The following is a 16,588-nucleotide window of genomic DNA, read 5'->3' as shown; positions in this document are numbered from 1 at the left end:
GCGGTCTCCTCCCGGTGCAGCCGAGCCTACGCATCCGCACCGGTGCACCGCCAGGGTGCCGCGTCGGTGCGACCGGCGGCATCGCGCGGTCGCGACGAGCGGGCCGCGGCTCAGCGCCCGAGCGCGTCGACGTAGAGGCGGATGCGCTCGGCGTAGGTCTCGGCGTTGCGGGCGATCGCGAGCACCTCGTCGTCGGTCGTCTCGCGCCGCACCTTGCCGGGCACGCCCGCGACCAGCGAGCGCTCGGGGATGACGGTGCCCTCGGTGACGAGCGCGCCCGCGGCGATGATCGAGCCGGTGCCGATGACGGCGCCGTTCATGACGGTCGCGTGCATGCCGATGAGCACGTCGTCCTCGACGGTGCAGCCGTGCACGACGGCGTTGTGGCCGATCGAGACGCGCTCGCCGATCGTGAGCGGTGACCCGCGGTCGACGTGCAGCGAGCAGGAGTCCTGCACGTTCGAGTCGTCGCCGATCACGACGGCCTCCTCCTCGGCGCGCAGGGAGGCGCCCGGCCAGATGCCCACGCGCTCGCCGAGCGAGACGGCCCCGGCGATCACGACCCCGGGCATCACGAGCGCAGACTTCGGCAGGTGCGGCACGCGGTCGGGCAGCGGGATGATCGTGGCTCGCTCGTGGACGGTCATGTCGTCAGCGTACGCGGCGTCGGCGCACGCCGCGTCGGTCGGCGCGATGGGTCTCGCGGCCGCGCGGAAGCGCGGGGCGGAAGCGGGGGACTGCATCGCGGGGGTGCACTTCTCAGAGAAGTGGGGTACACCAAGGGGGGTGGTTCCTCGTGGATCCGCCGCGAACGGAGGAACACCGGTGTCGAACTCGTCTGCAGCCGCCGCAGCACCCGCCGAGATGTCCGCGACCGCAGACGATCCGCCCGGCAGGCGCAGGAGCGAGCGCCGTCCGGCGCGCAAGCCCATGAGCCGCATGCGCCGTCGCGAGGCGCTCGCGGGCTACCTCTTCATCTCGCCCTGGGTCGTCGGCTTCCTGGTCTTCACGCTCGGCGCGATGGTCTACAGCCTCGTCATCTCCTTCAGCTACTACCAGCTTGCGACCGACACGGCTCGGCCCGCGGGCTTCGCGAACTACGAGTCGCTCGTGACCGATCCGAAGATCGCGACCGCGCTCGGCAACACGCTGTTCTACGCCGTGCTCGCGGTGCCGCTCGAGATCGCGCTCGCGCTCGGGCTGGCGCTGCTGCTCAACAGCGTCCGGCGCGGCGCCGGCTTCTTCCGCACCATCTTCTACCTGCCGAAGATGACCCCGACGGTCGCCACCGCATCCGTCTTCCTGCTGCTGCTGAACGGCTCGACCGGTGCGATCAACCGGGGCCTCGCGACCATCGGCATCGACGGCCCCGACTGGCTGCTCGACCCCGACTGGGTGAAGCCGTCCATCGTGCTGATGACGATCTGGGGCGTCGCCGGCACGATGGTGATCTTCCTCGCGGCGCTGCAGAACGTGCCGAAGGAGCTCTACGAGGCGGCGTCGATCGACGGCGCGGGACCGTGGGGGCGCTTCTGGCACGTGACGCTGCCGCTGATCTCGCCGGCGGTGCTGTTCAACGTGCTGGTGCTGACGATCGCGGCCTTCCAGATCTTCGACCAAGCGTTCCTGCTGTTCCATCGCACGACCGGCACCGGCTCCACCGATGCGTCGCTCTTCTACGCGATCTACCTGTTCGAGCAGGCGTTCCGGCAGTTCAACTTCGGCTTCGCCGCGGCGATGGCGTGGCTGCTGTTCCTGATCATCCTCATCATCTCGATGATCCAGATGCGGGTCGGCAACCGATTCGTCTACTACGAGGGGGAGGAGCGATGAGCGCTTCGACCGACGTGAGCGCCACGGCGGCCGCCGTCGCGCCGATGACCTCCGCCGACCTCGCGAAGGCGGCGGACAAGCCCTCGCGGGACCGCGGACCGCGCCTGTCGGCATGGGGGTGGGCAGGGCAGGTGGTGCGCTGGCTGCTCCTGCTGGCGTGCAGCGCGCTCTTCCTCTACCCGCTCGTGTGGCTGCTCTCCGCGAGCCTCAAGCCGCGCGGCGAGGTCTTCGACAACCGGCTGATCCCGCAGACGTGGGTGCCGCAGAACTACGTCGACGTCTTCAACGAGCTGCCGCTGCTCTCGTGGCTCGGCAACAGCGTGCTGATCGCCGTGCTCGCCGCGGGCCTCGTCACGGTCGCGAGCGCGATGGTGGCGTTCGGCTTCGCGCGATTCCGCTTCCCGGGCAGGAAGGTGCTCTTCGGCGTGCTGCTGGCGACCATGATGCTGCCGGGCGCGGTCACCCTCGTGCCGCAGTTCCTGATCTGGAACCAGCTCGGCTTCGTCGGCACGAGCGTGCCGCTGTGGGGCGCCAACCTCTTCGGCTCGGCCTTCTACATCTTCCTGCTGCGGCAGTTCTTCCTCGGCCTGCCGAAGGAGCTCTTCGAGGCGGCGCGCGTCGACGGGCTGAGCGCGTGGGGGCAGTTCTGGCGCATCGCCTTCCCGCTGTCGATCCCGTCGTTCGTGATCGTGTTCCTGTTCGAGTTCCAGGCGAGCTGGAACAACCTGCAGGGCGCGCTCATCTACCTGAACACCGGCTCGGCCGAGGGGTACACCGTGCCGCTCGGGATCGCGAGCGCCATGACGAAGTACGCACCGGAGTCCGGCGGGCACGGCGACTACCAGTTCGTGATGGTGGCGGCGCTCATCGTCACGCTGCCGATGCTCATCCTCTTCGCGTTCGGTCAGCGCTCCTTCATCCACGGCATCGCCACCTCCGGCAAGACCGGCTGAGACCTCGGCGAGCAGCAGAGCGGGGGCGGCCGAAGCCGCCCCCGCTCTGCTGCTCCTTGCCGGCTCAGCCCTCGTTCACGTCGCTCACCTGGGAGTAGGCGCTCATCGCAGCCTGCTGCGCCCCGGCGAGCGCGTCGGCCGCCGATGCCTCGCCGAGCAGGGCAGAGGTCACGGCGCTCTCGAGCTCACCGCGGATCTGCTGACCGGCCGGCGAGCCCCCGAGCGAGGCGCCCTCCGCTGCCACGTCGTAGTAGACCTCGATCGCCTGCTCGAAGCCCTCGTAGCCGTCCGCCGAGGCATACTCGTCGCGGATCAGCGCGTCGCTCTCCGGCGAGCCGGTGAAGAGGCCGGCATTGATGCCGTTGCGCGCCGGATCCTCCTCGGTCGTGGTCGCGCGGGCGTCGGCCGCTGCGCGCCACGCCTCCTCGCTCGTCAGCTCGAGCGCCCAGGCGCAGGCGGCGGAGGGGTTCTGCGCGCCCGCCGGGATCACGAACGCCGAACCGCCGGTGGCGGAGAAGGGGTCGCCGTCGACGGTCGTCATCGGCACGGCGCCGATCTCGACGTCGTCGGCGTAGGAGGTGAGCACGTTGAGGTACCACTGGTCGAACACCGCGGCGCCGACGGTGTCGTTCGCGAAGCTGTTGCCGTCGCCGAAGATGTCGATCGAGTCGACGAAGCCGCTCACCTCGGCGTACCCGCCCTGCACCTCGTAGAGCTCCTGCAGGAACTCGACCGCCTCGACGTTCTCGGGTCGGTCGAGGGTGGGTGCGCCCTGCTCGTCGACGGTCGCGCCGCCGAACGCGAGCATCCACTGGTTGGCCTTCGGCACGCCCTGCGGGTCGAAGCCCACGCGCGTGACGCTGTTGCCCTCCATCACGGTCATCGCCTCGGCGGCGGCGATCATCGCCTCCGGGTCTGCGAGCGAGAGGTCATCGGCGCTCACGCCGGTCTCCTCCATCACGCGAGCGTTCGTGAGGATGACGGGCGGCTGGTAGAACTGCGGCACTGCCCAGATCTGATCCTGGTAGGTGATGTCGCTCGTCACCTGCGGGTACCAGTGCTCCTGCGGATCGAGATCGTGGGCGTCGAAGCAAGCGTCGAGCGGCATGATCAGCCCCTGCGCGGCGTAGGTCGGCACGAACTGCCGATCCATCTGCACGACGTCCGCCATGTCGCCCGAGACCGAGAGGGTGGTGAACTTCTGCGCGTCGAACGCGGTCTGGTCGAGCTCCACGGTGACGCCCTCGAGCATCCCTGCCGCGTGGTCGAGCCTGGCCTGGCCGACGTCGTCCGTGTTCTCGAAGCCCCAACCGCTCAACGCGCCGGTCGGCTCGGCACCGAAGTCCGCTTCGGCAGCCGGTGTGCCACCGCCTCCGCAGCCCGTCAGCAGCAGTGCTGTCGCAGCCGCAGCAGCGCCCGCGGCGCCCAGACGTGATCGCATCTCAACCCTCTTCCATGCAGCGGTCATGGAACGACCGCTCCTCCTGCGGACGCTACGCCCCTTTGTACCCCGCAGGTATCGGCCACTTCTCAGGTTGTCCCCCATTGGGTCGACAGCGGGCACACGAGTGCGCGATGGAGGCGTGCGCAGGTTAGGCTTGCCTTACCTCGGCACCGCGGTCCTCCACGGTGACCCGGACGACCGTGGAGCATCCCCTGCCTGACACCTCGACCGCACGACCGGAAGCGAGCGCCGAAGCGCCCGCCGCCGGCCGTCGCAGCACCGCCGCGCGGCTGCTCGTGACCGTGGGATCGCTGGCGCTGCTCGGCGTCTCCGCGGCGCTGAGCCTCTTCGTCGGCTCCGGCGACCTCTCGCCGCAGGTCGTCGTCGAGGCGCTCACCGGTGACGGCACCACGACGGACGACCTGCTCGTGCGCGACTACCGCCTGCCCCGCACGATCCTCGCCGTGCTGGCCGGCCTCGCGCTCGGCCTCGCCGGCGTCGTCATGCAGGCCCTGACGCGCAACCCGCTGGCCGACCCGGGCCTGCTCGGGGTCAACGCCGGCGCCTACTTCGCCGTCGTGGTCGGCACCGGCTTCTTCGGCGCGGGCATCGCCTCCGGCCAGATCATCTGGGGCGTCGTCGGCGCGGGCATCGCCGCCGCCGTCGTGTACCTGGTGGGCACCACCGGCCCCGCAGCCGGCACGCCGGTCAAGCTCGTGCTCGCGGGCGTCGCGATCGGGGCCGTGCTCTCGGGCTTCAGCCAGGCCATCACCTTCGCGAACCCGACGGTCTTCGACCGGGTGCGCTTCTGGTCGGCCGGCTCGCTGCAGGGGAGGCAGATCGACAGCGTGCACGCCATCTGGCTGCTCGTCGTCGTCGCGGCCGTCGCGGTGCTGCTGCTCTCGCGCTCCCTCAACGCGCTCACGATGGGCGAGGAGGTGGCGCGCGCGCTCGGCACGAGCATCCCGCTCGTGCGCGGCGTCGGCTTCGTCGCGATCACGCTGCTCTGCGGGGCGGCGACGGCGGCCGTCGGTCCGATCACCTTCGTCGGGCTCGTCGTGCCGTTCGTCGCGCGCTTCACGGTCGGCGTCGACCACCGCTGGATCGTCGCCTTCAGCCTCGTCGCCGGTCCCGTGCTGGTGCTGCTGTCGGATGTCCTGGGGCGCGTCCTGGTGGGCAGCGAGCTGCCCGTCGGGGTCGTCACCGCGTTCCTCGGCGCGCCCGTGCTCATCGCGCTCGTGCGCCGCACCAGGATGCGGTCGCTGTGAGCGGCGCCAGCATGGCGCTGTGGCCGTCGCGCGTGCGCATGCTGCGCGGACCCGGGATCCGCGTGCTGCTCGACGTGCGAGCGCTCGTCGTCTGGGCTGCGCTGCTGACCGCGATCGGCGCCCTCTCGGCGCTCGCGCTCAGCTTCGGGGACTCGGCCTTCACGGTGGGGGAGGTGCTCGCCGCGCTCGTCGGGCAGGGCGACGACACCACCGTGCGCGTCGTGCAGGAGTGGCGGCTCTCGAGGGTCGTGCTCGCGCTCGTCGGCGGCGCGAGCCTCGCGGTCTCCGGTGCGATCTTCCAGTCGATGACGCGCAACCCGCTCGGCAGCCCCGACATCATCGGCTTCTCGACCGGTGCCTACACGGGCGCGCTCATCGTGACGCTCGTGCTGGGCGCGAGCGCCGCATCCGTCTCCGTCGGCGCGCTCATCGGCGGTCTCGCGACCGCGCTCGCGGTCTATGCCCTCGCCTTCAAGCGCGGCGTGCAGGGCTTCAGGCTCATCGTCGTCGGCATCGCCGTGAGCGCGGTGCTGAGCGCCATCAACGCCTACCTGCTCGTGCGGGCGAGCCTCGAGCAGGCGGTGACGGCCGCCATCTGGGGCGCCGGCACCCTCAACGAGGCGCGCTGGCCCGAGGTGCTGCCGGTGCTCGTCACGCTCGCGGTGCTGACACCCGCGTGCCTGCTGCTCGCGCGTCGGCTCGCGGTGCTCGAGCTCGGCGACGACCACGCCCGCATGCTGGGCGTGCGGGCAGAGCCGACGCGCATCATGCTGCTGATCGTCGGCGTCGGGCTCGTCTCGATCGTCACGGCGATCACCGGGCCCATCACCTTCGTCGCGCTCGCCGCCCCGCAGATCGCGAAGCGGCTGGTGCGCGGCACCGGGCCGGCCCTCATGGCGTCGGCGCTCGTGGGCGCACTGCTGCTGCTGGCCAGCGATGTGCTCGCGCAGCGCGTCATCGCACCCTCCCAGTACCCCGTCGGCGTCATCACCGCATGCCTCGGCGGCGCCTACCTCGTCTGGCTGCTCTCGCGCGGCATGAAGGAGCAGCGATGACCGTGCACCCCGACCCCGCTGACGGCGGCTCGCGCCTCGAGGCGCGCGGCGCCTCGATCGGCTACGGCGACCGCCACGTGATCGAGGGGCTCGACGTGGCGATCCCCGACGGCTCGTTCACGGTGATCATCGGCCCGAACGCGTGCGGCAAGTCCACGTTGCTGCGCTCCCTCGCGCGGCTGCTGCCGCCCACGAGCGGCCGGATCGTGCTGGACGGCGACGACATCCGCTCGCGGCCCACGCGAGAGGTGGCCCGCACCATCGGCCTGCTGCCGCAGACGGCGGTCGCGCCCGAAGGCATCACGGTCGTCGACCTCGTGAGCCGCGGCCGCTACCCCCACCAGGGGCTGCTGCAGCAGTGGTCGACGGAGGACGAGCGGGCCGTGCGCGCGGCGCTGGCGGCGACGTCGACCGAGGATCTCGCGAAGCGTCGCGTCGACGAGCTCTCCGGCGGGCAGCGGCAGCGCGTCTGGATCGCCATGGTGCTCGCGCAGGAGACCCCGCTCGTGCTGCTCGACGAGCCCACCACCTTCCTCGACATCGCGCACCAGATCGAGCTGCTCGAGCTGTGCCGGCGGCTGCACCTCGAGGGGCGGACGCTCGTGGCGGTGCTGCACGACATCAACCAGGCCGCCCGCTACGCCACCCACCTGATCGCGATGCGCGACGGCGACGTCGTCGCCGAGGGCACGCCGACGGAGGTCGTGACGGCCGAGCTCGTCGAGCGCGTGTTCGGCGTGCGCAGCCGCGTGATCGACGACCCCGAGTCGCACACCCCCATGATCGTTCCCCTCGCCCACGGCGCCGTCTCGGCGATGCCGCGGGCCGCGGGCCACTGAACCCACCGAAAGGACACCTCCATGACCCTCCGCTCCCGCCGCGCTCGCGCGGCCACTGCAGCGCTCGCCGGCGCACTGGCCATCGGCATGCTGGCCGGCTGCTCTGCCTCGACGCCCGAGGCCTCGACCGAGCCCACCGGCAGCGAGGCGCCCGCGGGCGACGGCCCGCTCGCGACCGTCGAGACGATGTTCGGTGCGATCGAGGTGCCGCAGCCCGAGGATGGCGAGCTCACCGTCGTCGCGCTCGGCTGGTCGGACGCAGAGATGGCGCTCGCCCTCGGCGTCACCCCGGTCGCCGTCTTCGACTGGCAGGGCTTCGGCGCCGAGAGCAACGGCGTCGGGCCCTGGGCTGCCGACCTCTTCGGCGAGGAGGAGCCGGTGCTCATCGAGCGCGGCGACGAGTCGCTCAACTACGAGCAGATCCTCGGCCTCGACCCCGACCTGATCCTCAACACCCGCTCCGGCAACGACGAGGCCGAGTTCACGAACCTCAGCGAGATCGCCCCGACCGTCTTCGGGCCCGAGGGCGCCGAGGCGTTCGCGACCGAGTGGACCGACCAGCTGGCGCTCGTCGGCGAGGCGCTCGGCAAGGCCGACGAGGCGCAGGCCCTGATCGAGGAGGTCGAGGGCGAGATCGCGGCGGCCGCCGAGGCGAACCCGGAGTTCGCGGGCCTGACCACCGCATCCGTCGCCAAGTTCGGCGACGCCTACGGCGCCTACCTGCCGGGTGACGGCCGCTTCGACCTGCTCGCCGAGCTCGGCTTCGAGAACAACCCGCCGATCGCCGAGCTCGAGTCGTCGGGCTTCTTCGCCAACGCGTCGGCAGAGAGCGTCTCCGCGTTCGACGCCGACACCGCGGTCATCCTGCCCATCGGCTACACGCTCGCCGAGACCGAGCAGGATGCGCTGCTCTCGTCGCTGAGCGTCGTGCAGGACGGCCGGGCGGTCTTCATCGACCCCGACTCCGACCTCGCGGGTGCCTGGGGTGCGGCGAGCGCGCTCAGCATCCCGGTCGTGCTCGACGAGCTCGTGCCGCAGCTGGCCGAGGCGGCCGCGAAGCTCTGATCGCGGGCACTGCCCCCGCGGCACCGACTCGAAGGGCGGGTGCGCTTGGGCGCCCCGCCCTTCGGCGTACCGTAGTGCCGGGCGCGAGCCCTGCCCCCGTAGCCCAATCGGCAGAGGCAGCGGACTTAAACTCCGCGCAGTCTGGGTTCGAATCCCAGCGGGGGCACGGAGCACGGAAGCACGGAAGCACGTGAGCGCGGTGCTGCGGCCCCGCTGCCGTGATCCCCGCGGCCGGAGCGAGTGGAGGCGGGCCGGGTCGGTCGCGCGGCGACCCGTTCGCCCTGTCCTGCATCGGGCTGCGGCAGACCCTCGGGTGCTGTTCACCTGTTTCACAGCCCGGCCCGGGAACGCACTCGGCAGTCGGTGTGAGGCTGTCGCGGTGACGACGAACATCGACGACGAAGAGATCATCCGCCAGGTGGCGATGAAGCTGACCGAGGATCACCCCGACTGGGAGCGTCCCGAGGTCGAGCGCGTGGCGCGGGAGGAGCTCGCGCGGATCGCGGAGAGCCCCGTGCAGGACTTCCTGCTGATCCTCACGGAGCGGGCGACGAAGAAGCGGATGAAGCGCAGCCCGTGAGCGCGGCCGCCGGGGCGTTCGGCGCCACCGCGGTCGTCCTTCGCGCAGCTCAGAGCCCGACGAGCTCCTCGAGCGGGATCGGCGGGCGACCGGTGAGTCGCTCGATGTCGCCGCTCACGCGCGCGTGCTCGCCGGCAGCGATCGCCGTGTAGGTCGACAGCGAGGCCTCCACGTGCATCTCGCGCGCGTCCCCGGCCGCGCGCCATCGGCGGCCCTCCTCGACGGTCTCGTCGACATAGCGGATGCGTCGGCCGGTCGCTGCGGTCAGGGTCGCGGCGATCTCGTCGAACGACAGCGCCTCCGGCCCGGTGAGCTCATAGGTGCGGCCGGCGTGCGCTGCGGGATCCCGCAGCACCGCTGCCGCCGCCCGCGCGACGTCGAGCTTCGCGACCGCGGCGACGCGGCCGTCGCGCGCCGGGCCGCGCACCGTGTCGTCGGCGTCGGGCAGCACGGCGAGGAAGTCGAGCGAGAAGCTGCTGCGCAGGATGGTCCATGCCATGCCGGTCGCGCGGATCGCCTCCTCGGTCGCGAAGTGCGAGCGGCCGAAGGTGAAGGTGGAGTTCGCTGACGCGCCCTGGGCCGAGAGGTACACGATGTGCTCGACGCCGGCGTCAGCGGCAGCGGTCACGAAGCCGAGCTGCTGCTCGAGCCACTGGGGCTCGTCGTTGACGGAGACCATCAGCAGCGTGCGCACGCCGACCAGGGCCGCGCGAGCGAGCTGGTCGTCGCAGTAGGTGCAGGGCATGATCGCGGCGCGCGGGAGCTGCGGAGCCCTGGCCGAGTCGCGCGCGAGCAGTCGCAGGGCGGCGCCGCCCCTCGCCAGCTCCTCCGCGGTCAGCCGGCCGATCGTGCCGGTCGCGCCGGTGATGGCCAATGCGGGGAGCTGCAGCGTCGGGAGCTCGTGCGCGGCAGGCCGTGGACGGATGCCCGTGGCGCCATCGACGAGTGCGGAGGCGTCGGTCATGCGTGTCTCTCCTGGGTGGCTGGAGCCGGTCGTCTCCCGAATCAGATACCCCGACGATACGACGCGAAGGGGACGCGCCGTGCCGTGTCCCCGACCGCTTCAGGGAACCCTGCGCCAGCCCTCAGACGTCAGTAGGCTCGCGACATGCGTGCACCCACCGGCCAGCAGTTCACCCTCGCGGGCAGCGTCGACGGCAAGCAGCTGCGAGCGACGATCACCGAGGTCGCCGCGGGGCTGCGCGAGCTCGTCTTCGACGGCGTCGACCTGGTCGAGCCGTTCCCCGAGCAGGCACGCCCGGCGAAGGCGCAGGGCATCGTGCTGGCGCCGTGGGGCGGCCGCGTCGCCCGCGGCGACTGGCAGCTCGACGGCGAGCGCCAGCAGCTGGCGATCACCGAGCGCGACCTCGGCAACGCGAGCCACGGCCTGCTGCGCTTCGCGCCCTACCGCGTGCTCGAGCACACCGAGTCGAAGGTCGTGCTGCAGGCGACGATCCACCCGCAGACGGGCTTCCCGTTCCTGCTCGACACGAGCGTCGCCTACGAGCTCACCGACGACGGGCTGCTCGTCACGCACGAGGCCGTGAACGTCGGCGCCGAGCGCGCACCCTGGTCGTGCGGCGCGCATCCCTACCTCGCCGTCGGCGACACCCCGGCCGAGCGGCTGACCCTCACGGTGCCCGCCGGGCGGGTGTTCAACGCCGAGGGGCTGATCCCGACCGAGGAGACCCTGGTCGACGCGATGGACGCGTCGGCGCCGGACCTGCGCGGCGGCCGTCGCCTGGCAGAGCTCGACATCGATCACAACTACTCCGGGCTCGAGCTCGACGGCGGCGTGGTCACGTCGTCCCTCGTGGACGACACGGGCCGCGGCGCGGAGCTGTGGCAGGATTCCGCGTTCCCCTACGCGGTCGTCTTCACGCCCCGCGACTTCCCGACGGCATCCGGCCCGAAGCACGTCGCCGCGGTCGAGCCGATGTCGGCACCCGCGAACGCGCTCAACAGCGGCACCGGCCTCGTCTGGCTCGAGCCGGGGGAGCGCTGGGTCGGGCACTGGGGCATCGACCCCGTCGGCTTCTGAGGCTCCCGATGCGCATGCGCCGAGCGCAGCCCGCCCGACGGAGCACTGCTACGACGCACCCGTTGACACCGCTCGCACCATGGCATAGCGTCGCAAGGCTGTGCACCCCGCACGGCAGGCAGTCGAGAAGGTGGCGATCGTGAGCGTCGAGCGCGAACGACAGGCAGAGGTTCGGGATCACTCGAACCTCCCCTCGCCATGCCCTCCGGCGCTCGCCGCGTAGCCCATCCGCTCCGCGTCCCGCACCGTCAGGGTTCGGGACGACGCCTCCTCGTGAGCGGCTGCCCGCACCCTGTGGCAGTCATCGCACTCACCAAGGAACAGGAACCATGGAGACCATCTCCAAGCGGCTCGTGTCGTGGGCGAGCATCATCGAGGAGCACACCCTCGAGCAGGCTCGCACCGCGTCGCGGATGCCGTTCATCCACCCGCACCTGGCACTGATGCCCGACGCCCACCTCGGGCGCGGCGCGACCGTCGGGTCGGTCATCCCCACGCTCGGCGCCATCATGCCGGCCGCCGTCGGCGTCGACATCGGCTGCGGCATGATCGCCGTGCGCACCCAGCTGCGGGCCGGCGACCTCGAGGGCCGCGAGCTCGGCGAGCTGCGCGAGCAGATCGAGCGCAGCATCCCGCTCTCGGCAGGCCACTCGAACCGCAGGGTGCAGGCGAGCGCCGAGCCGCGCATCGCCGAGCTCGAGCAGCTCGCGGCCGGTGGCGGCTTCGACCCCGCCTCCTACGCCAAGCAGTGGCGGCTGCAGCTGGGCTCGCTCGGCAGCGGCAACCACTTCATCGAGGTGTCGCTCGACGAGACGGGCGCGGTGTGGATGTTCCTGCACTCCGGCTCGCGCGGCGTGGGCAACAGGATCGCCGGTCACCACATCAAGGTGGCGCAGCGCCTCGCCCGGCAGTGGTGGATCGACCTGCCCGACCCCGACCTTGCCTACCTGGCCGAGGGCACGCCCGAGTTCGACCGCTACATCACCGAGCTCCGGTGGGCGCAGCGGTTCGCGCTGCTCAACCGCGAGGAGATGATGGATCGCGTCGCGAACCAGCTCGGCCGCTTCGTCGGTGCCGAGATCGAGGAGCTCGAGCGCATCAACTGCCACCACAACTTCACCGAGTCGGAGCGCCACTTCGGCAAGCAGGTGTGGGTCTCGCGCAAGGGCGCGATCATGGCCGACGCCGGGCGGCCGGGGTTGATCCCTGGGTCGATGGGCACGGCCTCGTACGTGGTCGAGGGGCTCGGCGACCCGGTGTCGCTCCACTCCGCGCCGCACGGGGCGGGGCGCAGGCTCTCCCGCAGCGCCGCGCGTCGGGCGTTCTCGCGCGACGAGCTGCGCGCGGCGATGGTGGGCATCGAGTACCGAGACACCGACGCCTTCATCGACGAGATCCCGCAGGCCTACAAGCCGATCGACGAGGTGATGGCGGATGCCGCGGGCCTCGTGCGCGTGCGGCGCACGCTGCGCCAGATCGTCAACGTGAAGGGCGACTGACGCGCGAGCCAGCAGCCGCACCCCTCCGCCGCCACCAGCGCGGAGGGGTGCGGCGTCAGCCGGTGTGCGAGGTGGCGATCAGCAGCACGACGACGGTGGCGAGCGCGGCCGCTCCGAGCGCCACCCCGAGCATCGCGAGCACCGATCGCCAGGCTCGTCGGCCCTGGGCCGCGCGGATGCCGACGAAGCCCAGCGCCACCGCGCCCGCCGCGAAGGGCAGCGTGATGACGTCGCCGATCACCGGCACGAAGGCGCAGACGATCGCAATGATGCCGAGCACGAGCGACCACTCGCCCGCGCTGTCGCTCCAGCGGTGGGGCGGTTCGGGCGCGCGCCCGGCGCTCACCGGGTCACCGCTGCAGCTCGTCTGCTCGTGGCACGCGCTCGACGGGCTGCCGCAGGATCGTGCGCAGCTTCGCGGGCGCCGTCCGGCGCGCGTCGCTCAGGTACACCTCGTGGTGCAGTCCGCGCATCCGCAGGCCCTCGGCGGGGATGCGCTCCTCGTGCATCCGCGCGAGCACCGGCCCCTCGTCGTCGTACGGGCCGACGTGCAGCGTCTGCACGCAGAGCCCCTCGTCGAGCGGCTCGAGCCTGATGTCGCCCAGCCGCGCCGGCTCGGGCTTCGCCCTCGTCGCCTTGGCACGCACCGCATCCGTCGCGGCTTCGACGCTCCCGGCGTCGAGCCACGCGGGCACGAGCAGCAGGAGGCGCCAGTGCCAGCGCGACTTGTCGCGCGCCGTCGTGAAGGCTGCGGCGTCGTCGGCCCACCAGAGCCCCTCGAGCGGCGGCACCACGTAGTCGCGACCCAGCTCGCGCTTGCTCGCGAACTTCAGCGCGTAGGCGAGCGGGTAGAGCGCCTCGAGCGCCTCGCGGTAGGCGGGCGCCGTGTTCGGGTCGCCGGCGCCGTCGATCGCGAGGTACTGCAGCGGCGGCACGTCGATGACGCGGAGCTCGCCGCGCGTGGCGCGGTAGGAGTCGAGCGCCTTCGTGAGGTCGACCTTGTCGGCCATCGTCCGCCTCGTCGATCGATCGGATGCTGAGCTCCAGGATACGGCGGAGACGCGTCAGCCGAGGGCGAGGGCCGCGACCCCGCCGTTCAGCGGTCCGCGTCAGGCTGTGCCGGTGACACGGTCGAGCGCCTCCGGCGGAGGTGGAGCGGTCGCCATCCACCAGATACCCGGGATGTGCTGCTCGGCCCACGCGATCGCCGCTGGCGACGGCGGCTCGCCCTTCGCCCAGCCCGGCTCCATGAGCTCGACGACGAACGCTCCGGCGGCGGCCTCGACGTGCCACGAGAAGAGCGCGGCGTACTGATCGGTCTGCACGGCGACTCCCGTGCAGACCTCCCCGCGCTGGGTCCTGCCGACGAAGATCGCCTCGTGGTCGATGACATGGGTGCCGACCAACGAGAACGGAAGGTCGCTCGCGAAGGTGGAGCGCGCGACGTGGTCGGCTGCTTCGGCCGCGAATGCTGCGGCCCAGACCATGCTCGCCCGCGCTCCCTCAGTGGAGGTGGATCTCTCGCCCATGCGAGCCATCGTGCCAGTCTGGCGATCGGCGACGCAGTCGCGGCGGCGACGCTCTCGTGGTGGGCCCGGTGGGGCTCGAACCCACGACCAGCGGATTAAAAGTCCGACGCTCTACCGACTGAGCTACAGGCCCGCGCCTCCAGCGTAACGGCGGCGTCGTCCGCCAGGCACCGTCCGCGGCGCCCACCGCCGCATCGTGCGCGCGTGGGAGACTTGCACCCCATGGCTGACGACTTCCACCGCCCTACCCACTTCTCCAACGACTGGTTCGAGCGGGTCGAGGGCGACGTCGATCCGGTGGTGCGGCTGCAGCTCGCGAGCGAGACCGCGCAGGCGCTGCTCGCCCGCGTGCGCTCAGGCGCCGACCCGCAGGTCGTGGAGCGCATCCTGCAGGTCGCGCGCGAGGACGGCATCGACACGGTCGCAGAGCTCTGGTCGCACGCGCGGCCGCACTCGCTGCCGGGCACGCTCTGGCGCGTGCACCTGCTGCACGCCCTCGTGACGCAGCGCGCCGACGAGACGACGCACCTGTACCAAGCGGGGGCGGATGCGCTGCACACGGCCGCGCCGGTCGTCGCGGGGGTGCCCGCCCCGGCCACGCCCGAGGAGCTGCGCTCGCTCTCGGAGACGATCCTGCGCGGTGTCTTCGCAGGCGACTTCGCGATGGCGCTCGAGCGGGCCGCGGCCTTCGCGACCGTCACGGCCGCCGGCGCGGTGCAGCTGGCGCACGCCGACGAGTCGACGCATCCCGAGCGCGCGCGAGAGCGCACCCGCGTGGCTGCGCGGCTCACCGACATCGCGGGCGACCTCCTGGTGAGCGCTCGCATGTGGCGGGCTGACTCGCTCGACTGAGCAGGCGGCGGCGCCCGAGGGGCCACGCGCCCTCGGCCCCAATCCCGCGTTCGCGGTGAGCGCATCCGCCTGCGTGTCGGTCGTCGCCTCGGTACATTGGTGGGGCCGGGCCGCGTAACCCCGGGCTCCAATATTCGCCGCTGCGAGCGGCCTTCCGCCGAGAGGCGTTCGCGGCCCGGCACTCGCATGTCCAGGCCTCTTCGCTCGCGCCTCCGCGCGCTCGACCCTCCCGCGCTCGACCTCCCGGCGCTCGAGCCTCTGCGCACTCGCACGCTGCTGCGCTGCGCACGCGGTGCCTCGATCCGCGAGGCCGGCGCTGCCCCTCGAGAGGCTGCGGACGTGTTCACCCGCTGTTCACCTCTCCGGGGCCTCGCCGCCACCCGGCTTCCCTAGCGTGATCGTCGGCGCGCTCGTTCGTGCCGAACCCAGGCCGCTCACGCGCCCTGCACCGAACCATTCCGAAGGGAACCATCCGTGAAGTTCACGAAGCTCGGCCGCGCTGCGGTCGTCGCTGCTGCAGGCGCACTCCTGCTCAGCTCCTGCGCTGCCAACGAGCCCGCCGCCACTGAGCCCGCAGGCGAGACCGGCGGCGAGTCGACTGCCCCCGAGAGCACCCTCTCGGGTGACCTCGCCGGCGCTGGCGCGTCGTCGATGGGCGCTGCGCAGGAGGCCTGGATCGCCGGCTTCCAGATGCAGAACGAAGACGTCAACGTCACGTACGACCCGGCTGGCTCGGGCGCTGGCCGCGAGCAGTTCATCGCCGGCGGCGTCGCCTTCGCAGGCTCGGACGCCTACCTGGGCGACGACGAGCTCGAGGGCTCGTTCGGCGCCTGCGTCGCCGACACGCTGCCGGTCGACCTGCCCATCTACATCTCGCCCATCGCGGTGATCTTCAACGTCGAGGGCGTCGACTCGCTCAACATGGACGCCGCGACGATCGCCCAGATCTTCTCCGGCGAGATCACGAACTGGAACGACCCGGCGATCGCCGACCAGAACCCGGACGCGACGCTGCCGGACGCCAACATCACCGCGGTGCACCGCTCGGACGACTCGGGCACCACCGAGAACTTCACCGAGTACCTGGCCGCGACCGCTGAGTCGGACTGGACCGAGGGCGTCTTCGAGACGTGGCCGGCCTCGTACGGCGGCGAGGGTGCGCAGGGCACCTCGGGTGTCGTCGACGCGGTCACCAACGGCACGAACACCATCGGCTACGCGGACGCCTCGCGCGCCGGCGGGCTCGGCACCGTCGCCCTCCAGGTCGGCGAGGAGTACGTGCCCTTCACGGCCGACGCCGCTGCTGCCGCGGTCGACGCGTCGCCGCGTGTCGAGGGCCGTCACGAGGGTGACCTCGCGGTCGACCTCGACCGCACCACGACCGAGGCCGGCGTCTACCCGCTCGTCCTCATCTCCTACGCGATCGCGTGCACCGAGTACCAGGACGAGGCGCAGGCCGAGCTCGTCAAGGGCTACCTGAGCTACGTCGCCTCGGAGGAGGGCCAGATGGCCGGTGCCGAGAACGCGGGCAACGCGCCCATCTCGGACGAGCTGCGCGAGGAGATCCTCAGCGTCGTCGACTCGATCCAGTAATACTGGTTCCGAACCACGCGCGCCGCTGACGGCGCGC

At 71.8% G+C, this 16,588-nt stretch carries 17 protein-coding genes and 2 tRNA genes; 12 read left to right on the top strand and 7 right to left on the bottom strand.

What is annotated here, in order from left to right:
- Positions 1 to 110 precede the first annotated feature (110 nt).
- Positions 111 to 647, bottom strand: coding sequence for a gamma carbonic anhydrase family protein (locus AA0Z99_RS09015; protein ID WP_413316760.1), 537 nt, complete (start codon positions 645 to 647; stop codon positions 111 to 113).
- A 283-nt stretch (positions 648 to 930) separates the two neighbouring features.
- On the opposite strand from AA0Z99_RS09015, the gene AA0Z99_RS09010 reads away from it, so the two are divergent.
- Entirely contained in the window at positions 931 to 1,833 is a 903-nt protein-coding gene (locus tag AA0Z99_RS09010; protein WP_413320821.1) for a carbohydrate ABC transporter permease, read from the top strand.
- Positions 1,830 to 2,786 carry a carbohydrate ABC transporter permease gene (locus AA0Z99_RS09005; protein ID WP_413316759.1) on the top strand — a complete coding sequence of 319 codons (957 nt, stop codon included), beginning with the start codon at positions 1,830 to 1,832 and terminating at the stop codon, positions 2,784 to 2,786. The genes AA0Z99_RS09010 and AA0Z99_RS09005 overlap by 4 nt, the downstream gene beginning before the upstream one ends.
- A 64-nt stretch (positions 2,787 to 2,850) precedes the next feature.
- On the opposite strand, the gene AA0Z99_RS09000 is transcribed toward AA0Z99_RS09005, so the two are convergent.
- Positions 2,851 to 4,227: an ABC transporter substrate-binding protein gene (locus AA0Z99_RS09000; protein WP_413316758.1), complete on the bottom strand. Its 1,377-nt coding sequence runs from the start codon at positions 4,225 to 4,227 to the stop codon at positions 2,851 to 2,853.
- A 203-nt stretch (positions 4,228 to 4,430) separates the two neighbouring features.
- Between AA0Z99_RS09000 and AA0Z99_RS08995 the strand changes: the two genes are divergently transcribed.
- The 6 genes from AA0Z99_RS08995 (at position 4,431) to AA0Z99_RS08970 (ending at position 9,037) form a co-directional block, all read left to right on the top strand.
- On the top strand, positions 4,431 to 5,498 hold the full coding sequence (locus AA0Z99_RS08995) for an iron chelate uptake ABC transporter family permease subunit (protein WP_413316757.1): 1,068 nt from the start codon (positions 4,431 to 4,433) through the stop codon (positions 5,496 to 5,498).
- Positions 5,495 to 6,553, top strand: a complete 1,059-nt coding sequence (locus tag AA0Z99_RS08990) for a FecCD family ABC transporter permease (RefSeq protein ID WP_413316756.1) — start codon at positions 5,495 to 5,497, stop codon at positions 6,551 to 6,553. Before AA0Z99_RS08995 ends, AA0Z99_RS08990 begins: the two co-directional genes overlap by 4 nt.
- Positions 6,550 to 7,392, top strand: a complete 843-nt coding sequence (locus AA0Z99_RS08985; protein WP_413316755.1) for an ABC transporter ATP-binding protein — start codon at positions 6,550 to 6,552, stop codon at positions 7,390 to 7,392. The genes AA0Z99_RS08990 and AA0Z99_RS08985 overlap by 4 nt, the downstream gene beginning before the upstream one ends.
- 21 nt (positions 7,393 to 7,413) lie before the next feature.
- The gene (locus AA0Z99_RS08980) at positions 7,414 to 8,457 is read left to right on the top strand and encodes an ABC transporter substrate-binding protein (protein ID WP_413316754.1); all 1,044 of its coding nucleotides are present in this window, start codon (positions 7,414 to 7,416) and stop codon (positions 8,455 to 8,457) included.
- 92 nt (positions 8,458 to 8,549) lie between these two features.
- Positions 8,550 to 8,623 (top strand) — tRNA-Leu (locus AA0Z99_RS08975).
- Between the two features lie 213 nt (positions 8,624 to 8,836).
- A complete protein-coding gene (locus tag AA0Z99_RS08970; protein ID WP_413316753.1) occupies positions 8,837 to 9,037 on the top strand; it encodes a three-helix bundle dimerization domain-containing protein in 201 nt (66 codons plus the stop codon).
- A 49-nt stretch (positions 9,038 to 9,086) separates the two neighbouring features.
- Here the strand turns inward: AA0Z99_RS08970 and AA0Z99_RS08965 are convergent, their stop codons facing one another.
- Complete coding sequence (locus AA0Z99_RS08965) at positions 9,087 to 10,001, bottom strand: NAD(P)H-binding protein (RefSeq protein ID WP_413316752.1); 915 nt, start codon at positions 9,999 to 10,001, stop codon at positions 9,087 to 9,089.
- A gap of 144 nt (positions 10,002 to 10,145) precedes the next feature.
- On the opposite strand from AA0Z99_RS08965, the gene AA0Z99_RS08960 reads away from it, so the two are divergent.
- Positions 10,146 to 11,078 carry an aldose 1-epimerase family protein gene (locus tag AA0Z99_RS08960; RefSeq protein WP_413316751.1) on the top strand — a complete coding sequence of 311 codons (933 nt, stop codon included), beginning with the start codon at positions 10,146 to 10,148 and terminating at the stop codon, positions 11,076 to 11,078.
- 329 nt (positions 11,079 to 11,407) lie between these two features.
- Entirely contained in the window at positions 11,408 to 12,577 is a 1,170-nt protein-coding gene (locus tag AA0Z99_RS08955) for an RtcB family protein (protein ID WP_413316750.1), read from the top strand.
- Between the two features lie 55 nt (positions 12,578 to 12,632).
- Here AA0Z99_RS08955 and AA0Z99_RS08950 read toward each other — a convergent pair whose 3' ends face one another.
- The 4 genes from AA0Z99_RS08950 to AA0Z99_RS08935 all read right to left on the bottom strand — a co-directional run bounded on the left by AA0Z99_RS08950 (position 12,633) and on the right by AA0Z99_RS08935 (position 14,239).
- On the bottom strand, positions 12,633 to 12,923 hold the full coding sequence (locus AA0Z99_RS08950) for a hypothetical protein (RefSeq protein WP_413316749.1): 291 nt from the start codon (positions 12,921 to 12,923) through the stop codon (positions 12,633 to 12,635).
- Between the two features lie 4 nt (positions 12,924 to 12,927).
- On the bottom strand, positions 12,928 to 13,587 hold the full coding sequence (locus AA0Z99_RS08945) for a GyrI-like domain-containing protein (RefSeq protein ID WP_413316748.1): 660 nt from the start codon (positions 13,585 to 13,587) through the stop codon (positions 12,928 to 12,930).
- Positions 13,588 to 13,686: 99 nt separating this feature from the next.
- Complete coding sequence (locus AA0Z99_RS08940) at positions 13,687 to 14,106, bottom strand: hypothetical protein (protein ID WP_413316747.1); 420 nt, start codon at positions 14,104 to 14,106, stop codon at positions 13,687 to 13,689.
- A 57-nt stretch (positions 14,107 to 14,163) separates the two neighbouring features.
- Positions 14,164 to 14,239: transfer RNA gene (locus AA0Z99_RS08935), tRNA-Lys, on the bottom strand.
- An 89-nt stretch (positions 14,240 to 14,328) separates the two neighbouring features.
- Between AA0Z99_RS08935 and AA0Z99_RS08930 the strand changes: the two genes are divergently transcribed.
- Together AA0Z99_RS08930 and AA0Z99_RS08925 are read left to right on the top strand one after the other, a co-directional pair.
- The gene (locus AA0Z99_RS08930) at positions 14,329 to 14,958 is read left to right on the top strand and encodes a DNA-directed RNA polymerase subunit beta (RefSeq protein WP_413316746.1); all 630 of its coding nucleotides are present in this window, start codon (positions 14,329 to 14,331) and stop codon (positions 14,956 to 14,958) included.
- Positions 14,959 to 15,432: 474 nt separating this feature from the next.
- Entirely contained in the window at positions 15,433 to 16,551 is a 1,119-nt protein-coding gene (locus tag AA0Z99_RS08925) for a phosphate ABC transporter substrate-binding protein PstS (RefSeq protein WP_413316745.1), read from the top strand.
- Positions 16,552 to 16,588: the final 37 nt, after the last annotated feature.

The sequence above is a fragment of the Agrococcus phoenicis genome (assembly GCF_047302415.1).
Taxonomy (GTDB): domain Bacteria; phylum Actinomycetota; class Actinomycetes; order Actinomycetales; family Microbacteriaceae; genus Agrococcus.
This window is presented reverse-complemented; position numbering and strand designations above follow the sequence as displayed.

Coding starts and splice junctions, on each gene's coding strand:
- AA0Z99_RS08955 (WP_413316750.1), top strand. CDS start 11,408: ATGGAGACCATCTCCAAGCGGCTCGTGTCGTGGGCGAGCATCATCGAG.
- AA0Z99_RS08960 (WP_413316751.1), top strand. CDS start 10,146: ATGCGTGCACCCACCGGCCAGCAGTTCACCCTCGCGGGCAGCGTCGAC.
- AA0Z99_RS08985 (WP_413316755.1), top strand. CDS start 6,550: ATGACCGTGCACCCCGACCCCGCTGACGGCGGCTCGCGCCTCGAGGCG.
- AA0Z99_RS08945 (WP_413316748.1), bottom strand. CDS start 13,587: ATGGCCGACAAGGTCGACCTCACGAAGGCGCTCGACTCCTACCGCGCC.
- AA0Z99_RS09000 (WP_413316758.1), bottom strand. CDS start 4,227: ATGCGATCACGTCTGGGCGCCGCGGGCGCTGCTGCGGCTGCGACAGCA.
- AA0Z99_RS09010 (WP_413320821.1), top strand. CDS start 931: ATGAGCCGCATGCGCCGTCGCGAGGCGCTCGCGGGCTACCTCTTCATC.
- AA0Z99_RS08930 (WP_413316746.1), top strand. CDS start 14,329: ATGGCTGACGACTTCCACCGCCCTACCCACTTCTCCAACGACTGGTTC.
- AA0Z99_RS08940 (WP_413316747.1), bottom strand. CDS start 14,106: ATGGGCGAGAGATCCACCTCCACTGAGGGAGCGCGGGCGAGCATGGTC.
- AA0Z99_RS09005 (WP_413316759.1), top strand. CDS start 1,830: ATGAGCGCTTCGACCGACGTGAGCGCCACGGCGGCCGCCGTCGCGCCG.
- AA0Z99_RS08980 (WP_413316754.1), top strand. CDS start 7,414: ATGACCCTCCGCTCCCGCCGCGCTCGCGCGGCCACTGCAGCGCTCGCC.
- AA0Z99_RS08965 (WP_413316752.1), bottom strand. CDS start 10,001: ATGACCGACGCCTCCGCACTCGTCGATGGCGCCACGGGCATCCGTCCA.
- AA0Z99_RS09015 (WP_413316760.1), bottom strand. CDS start 647: ATGACCGTCCACGAGCGAGCCACGATCATCCCGCTGCCCGACCGCGTG.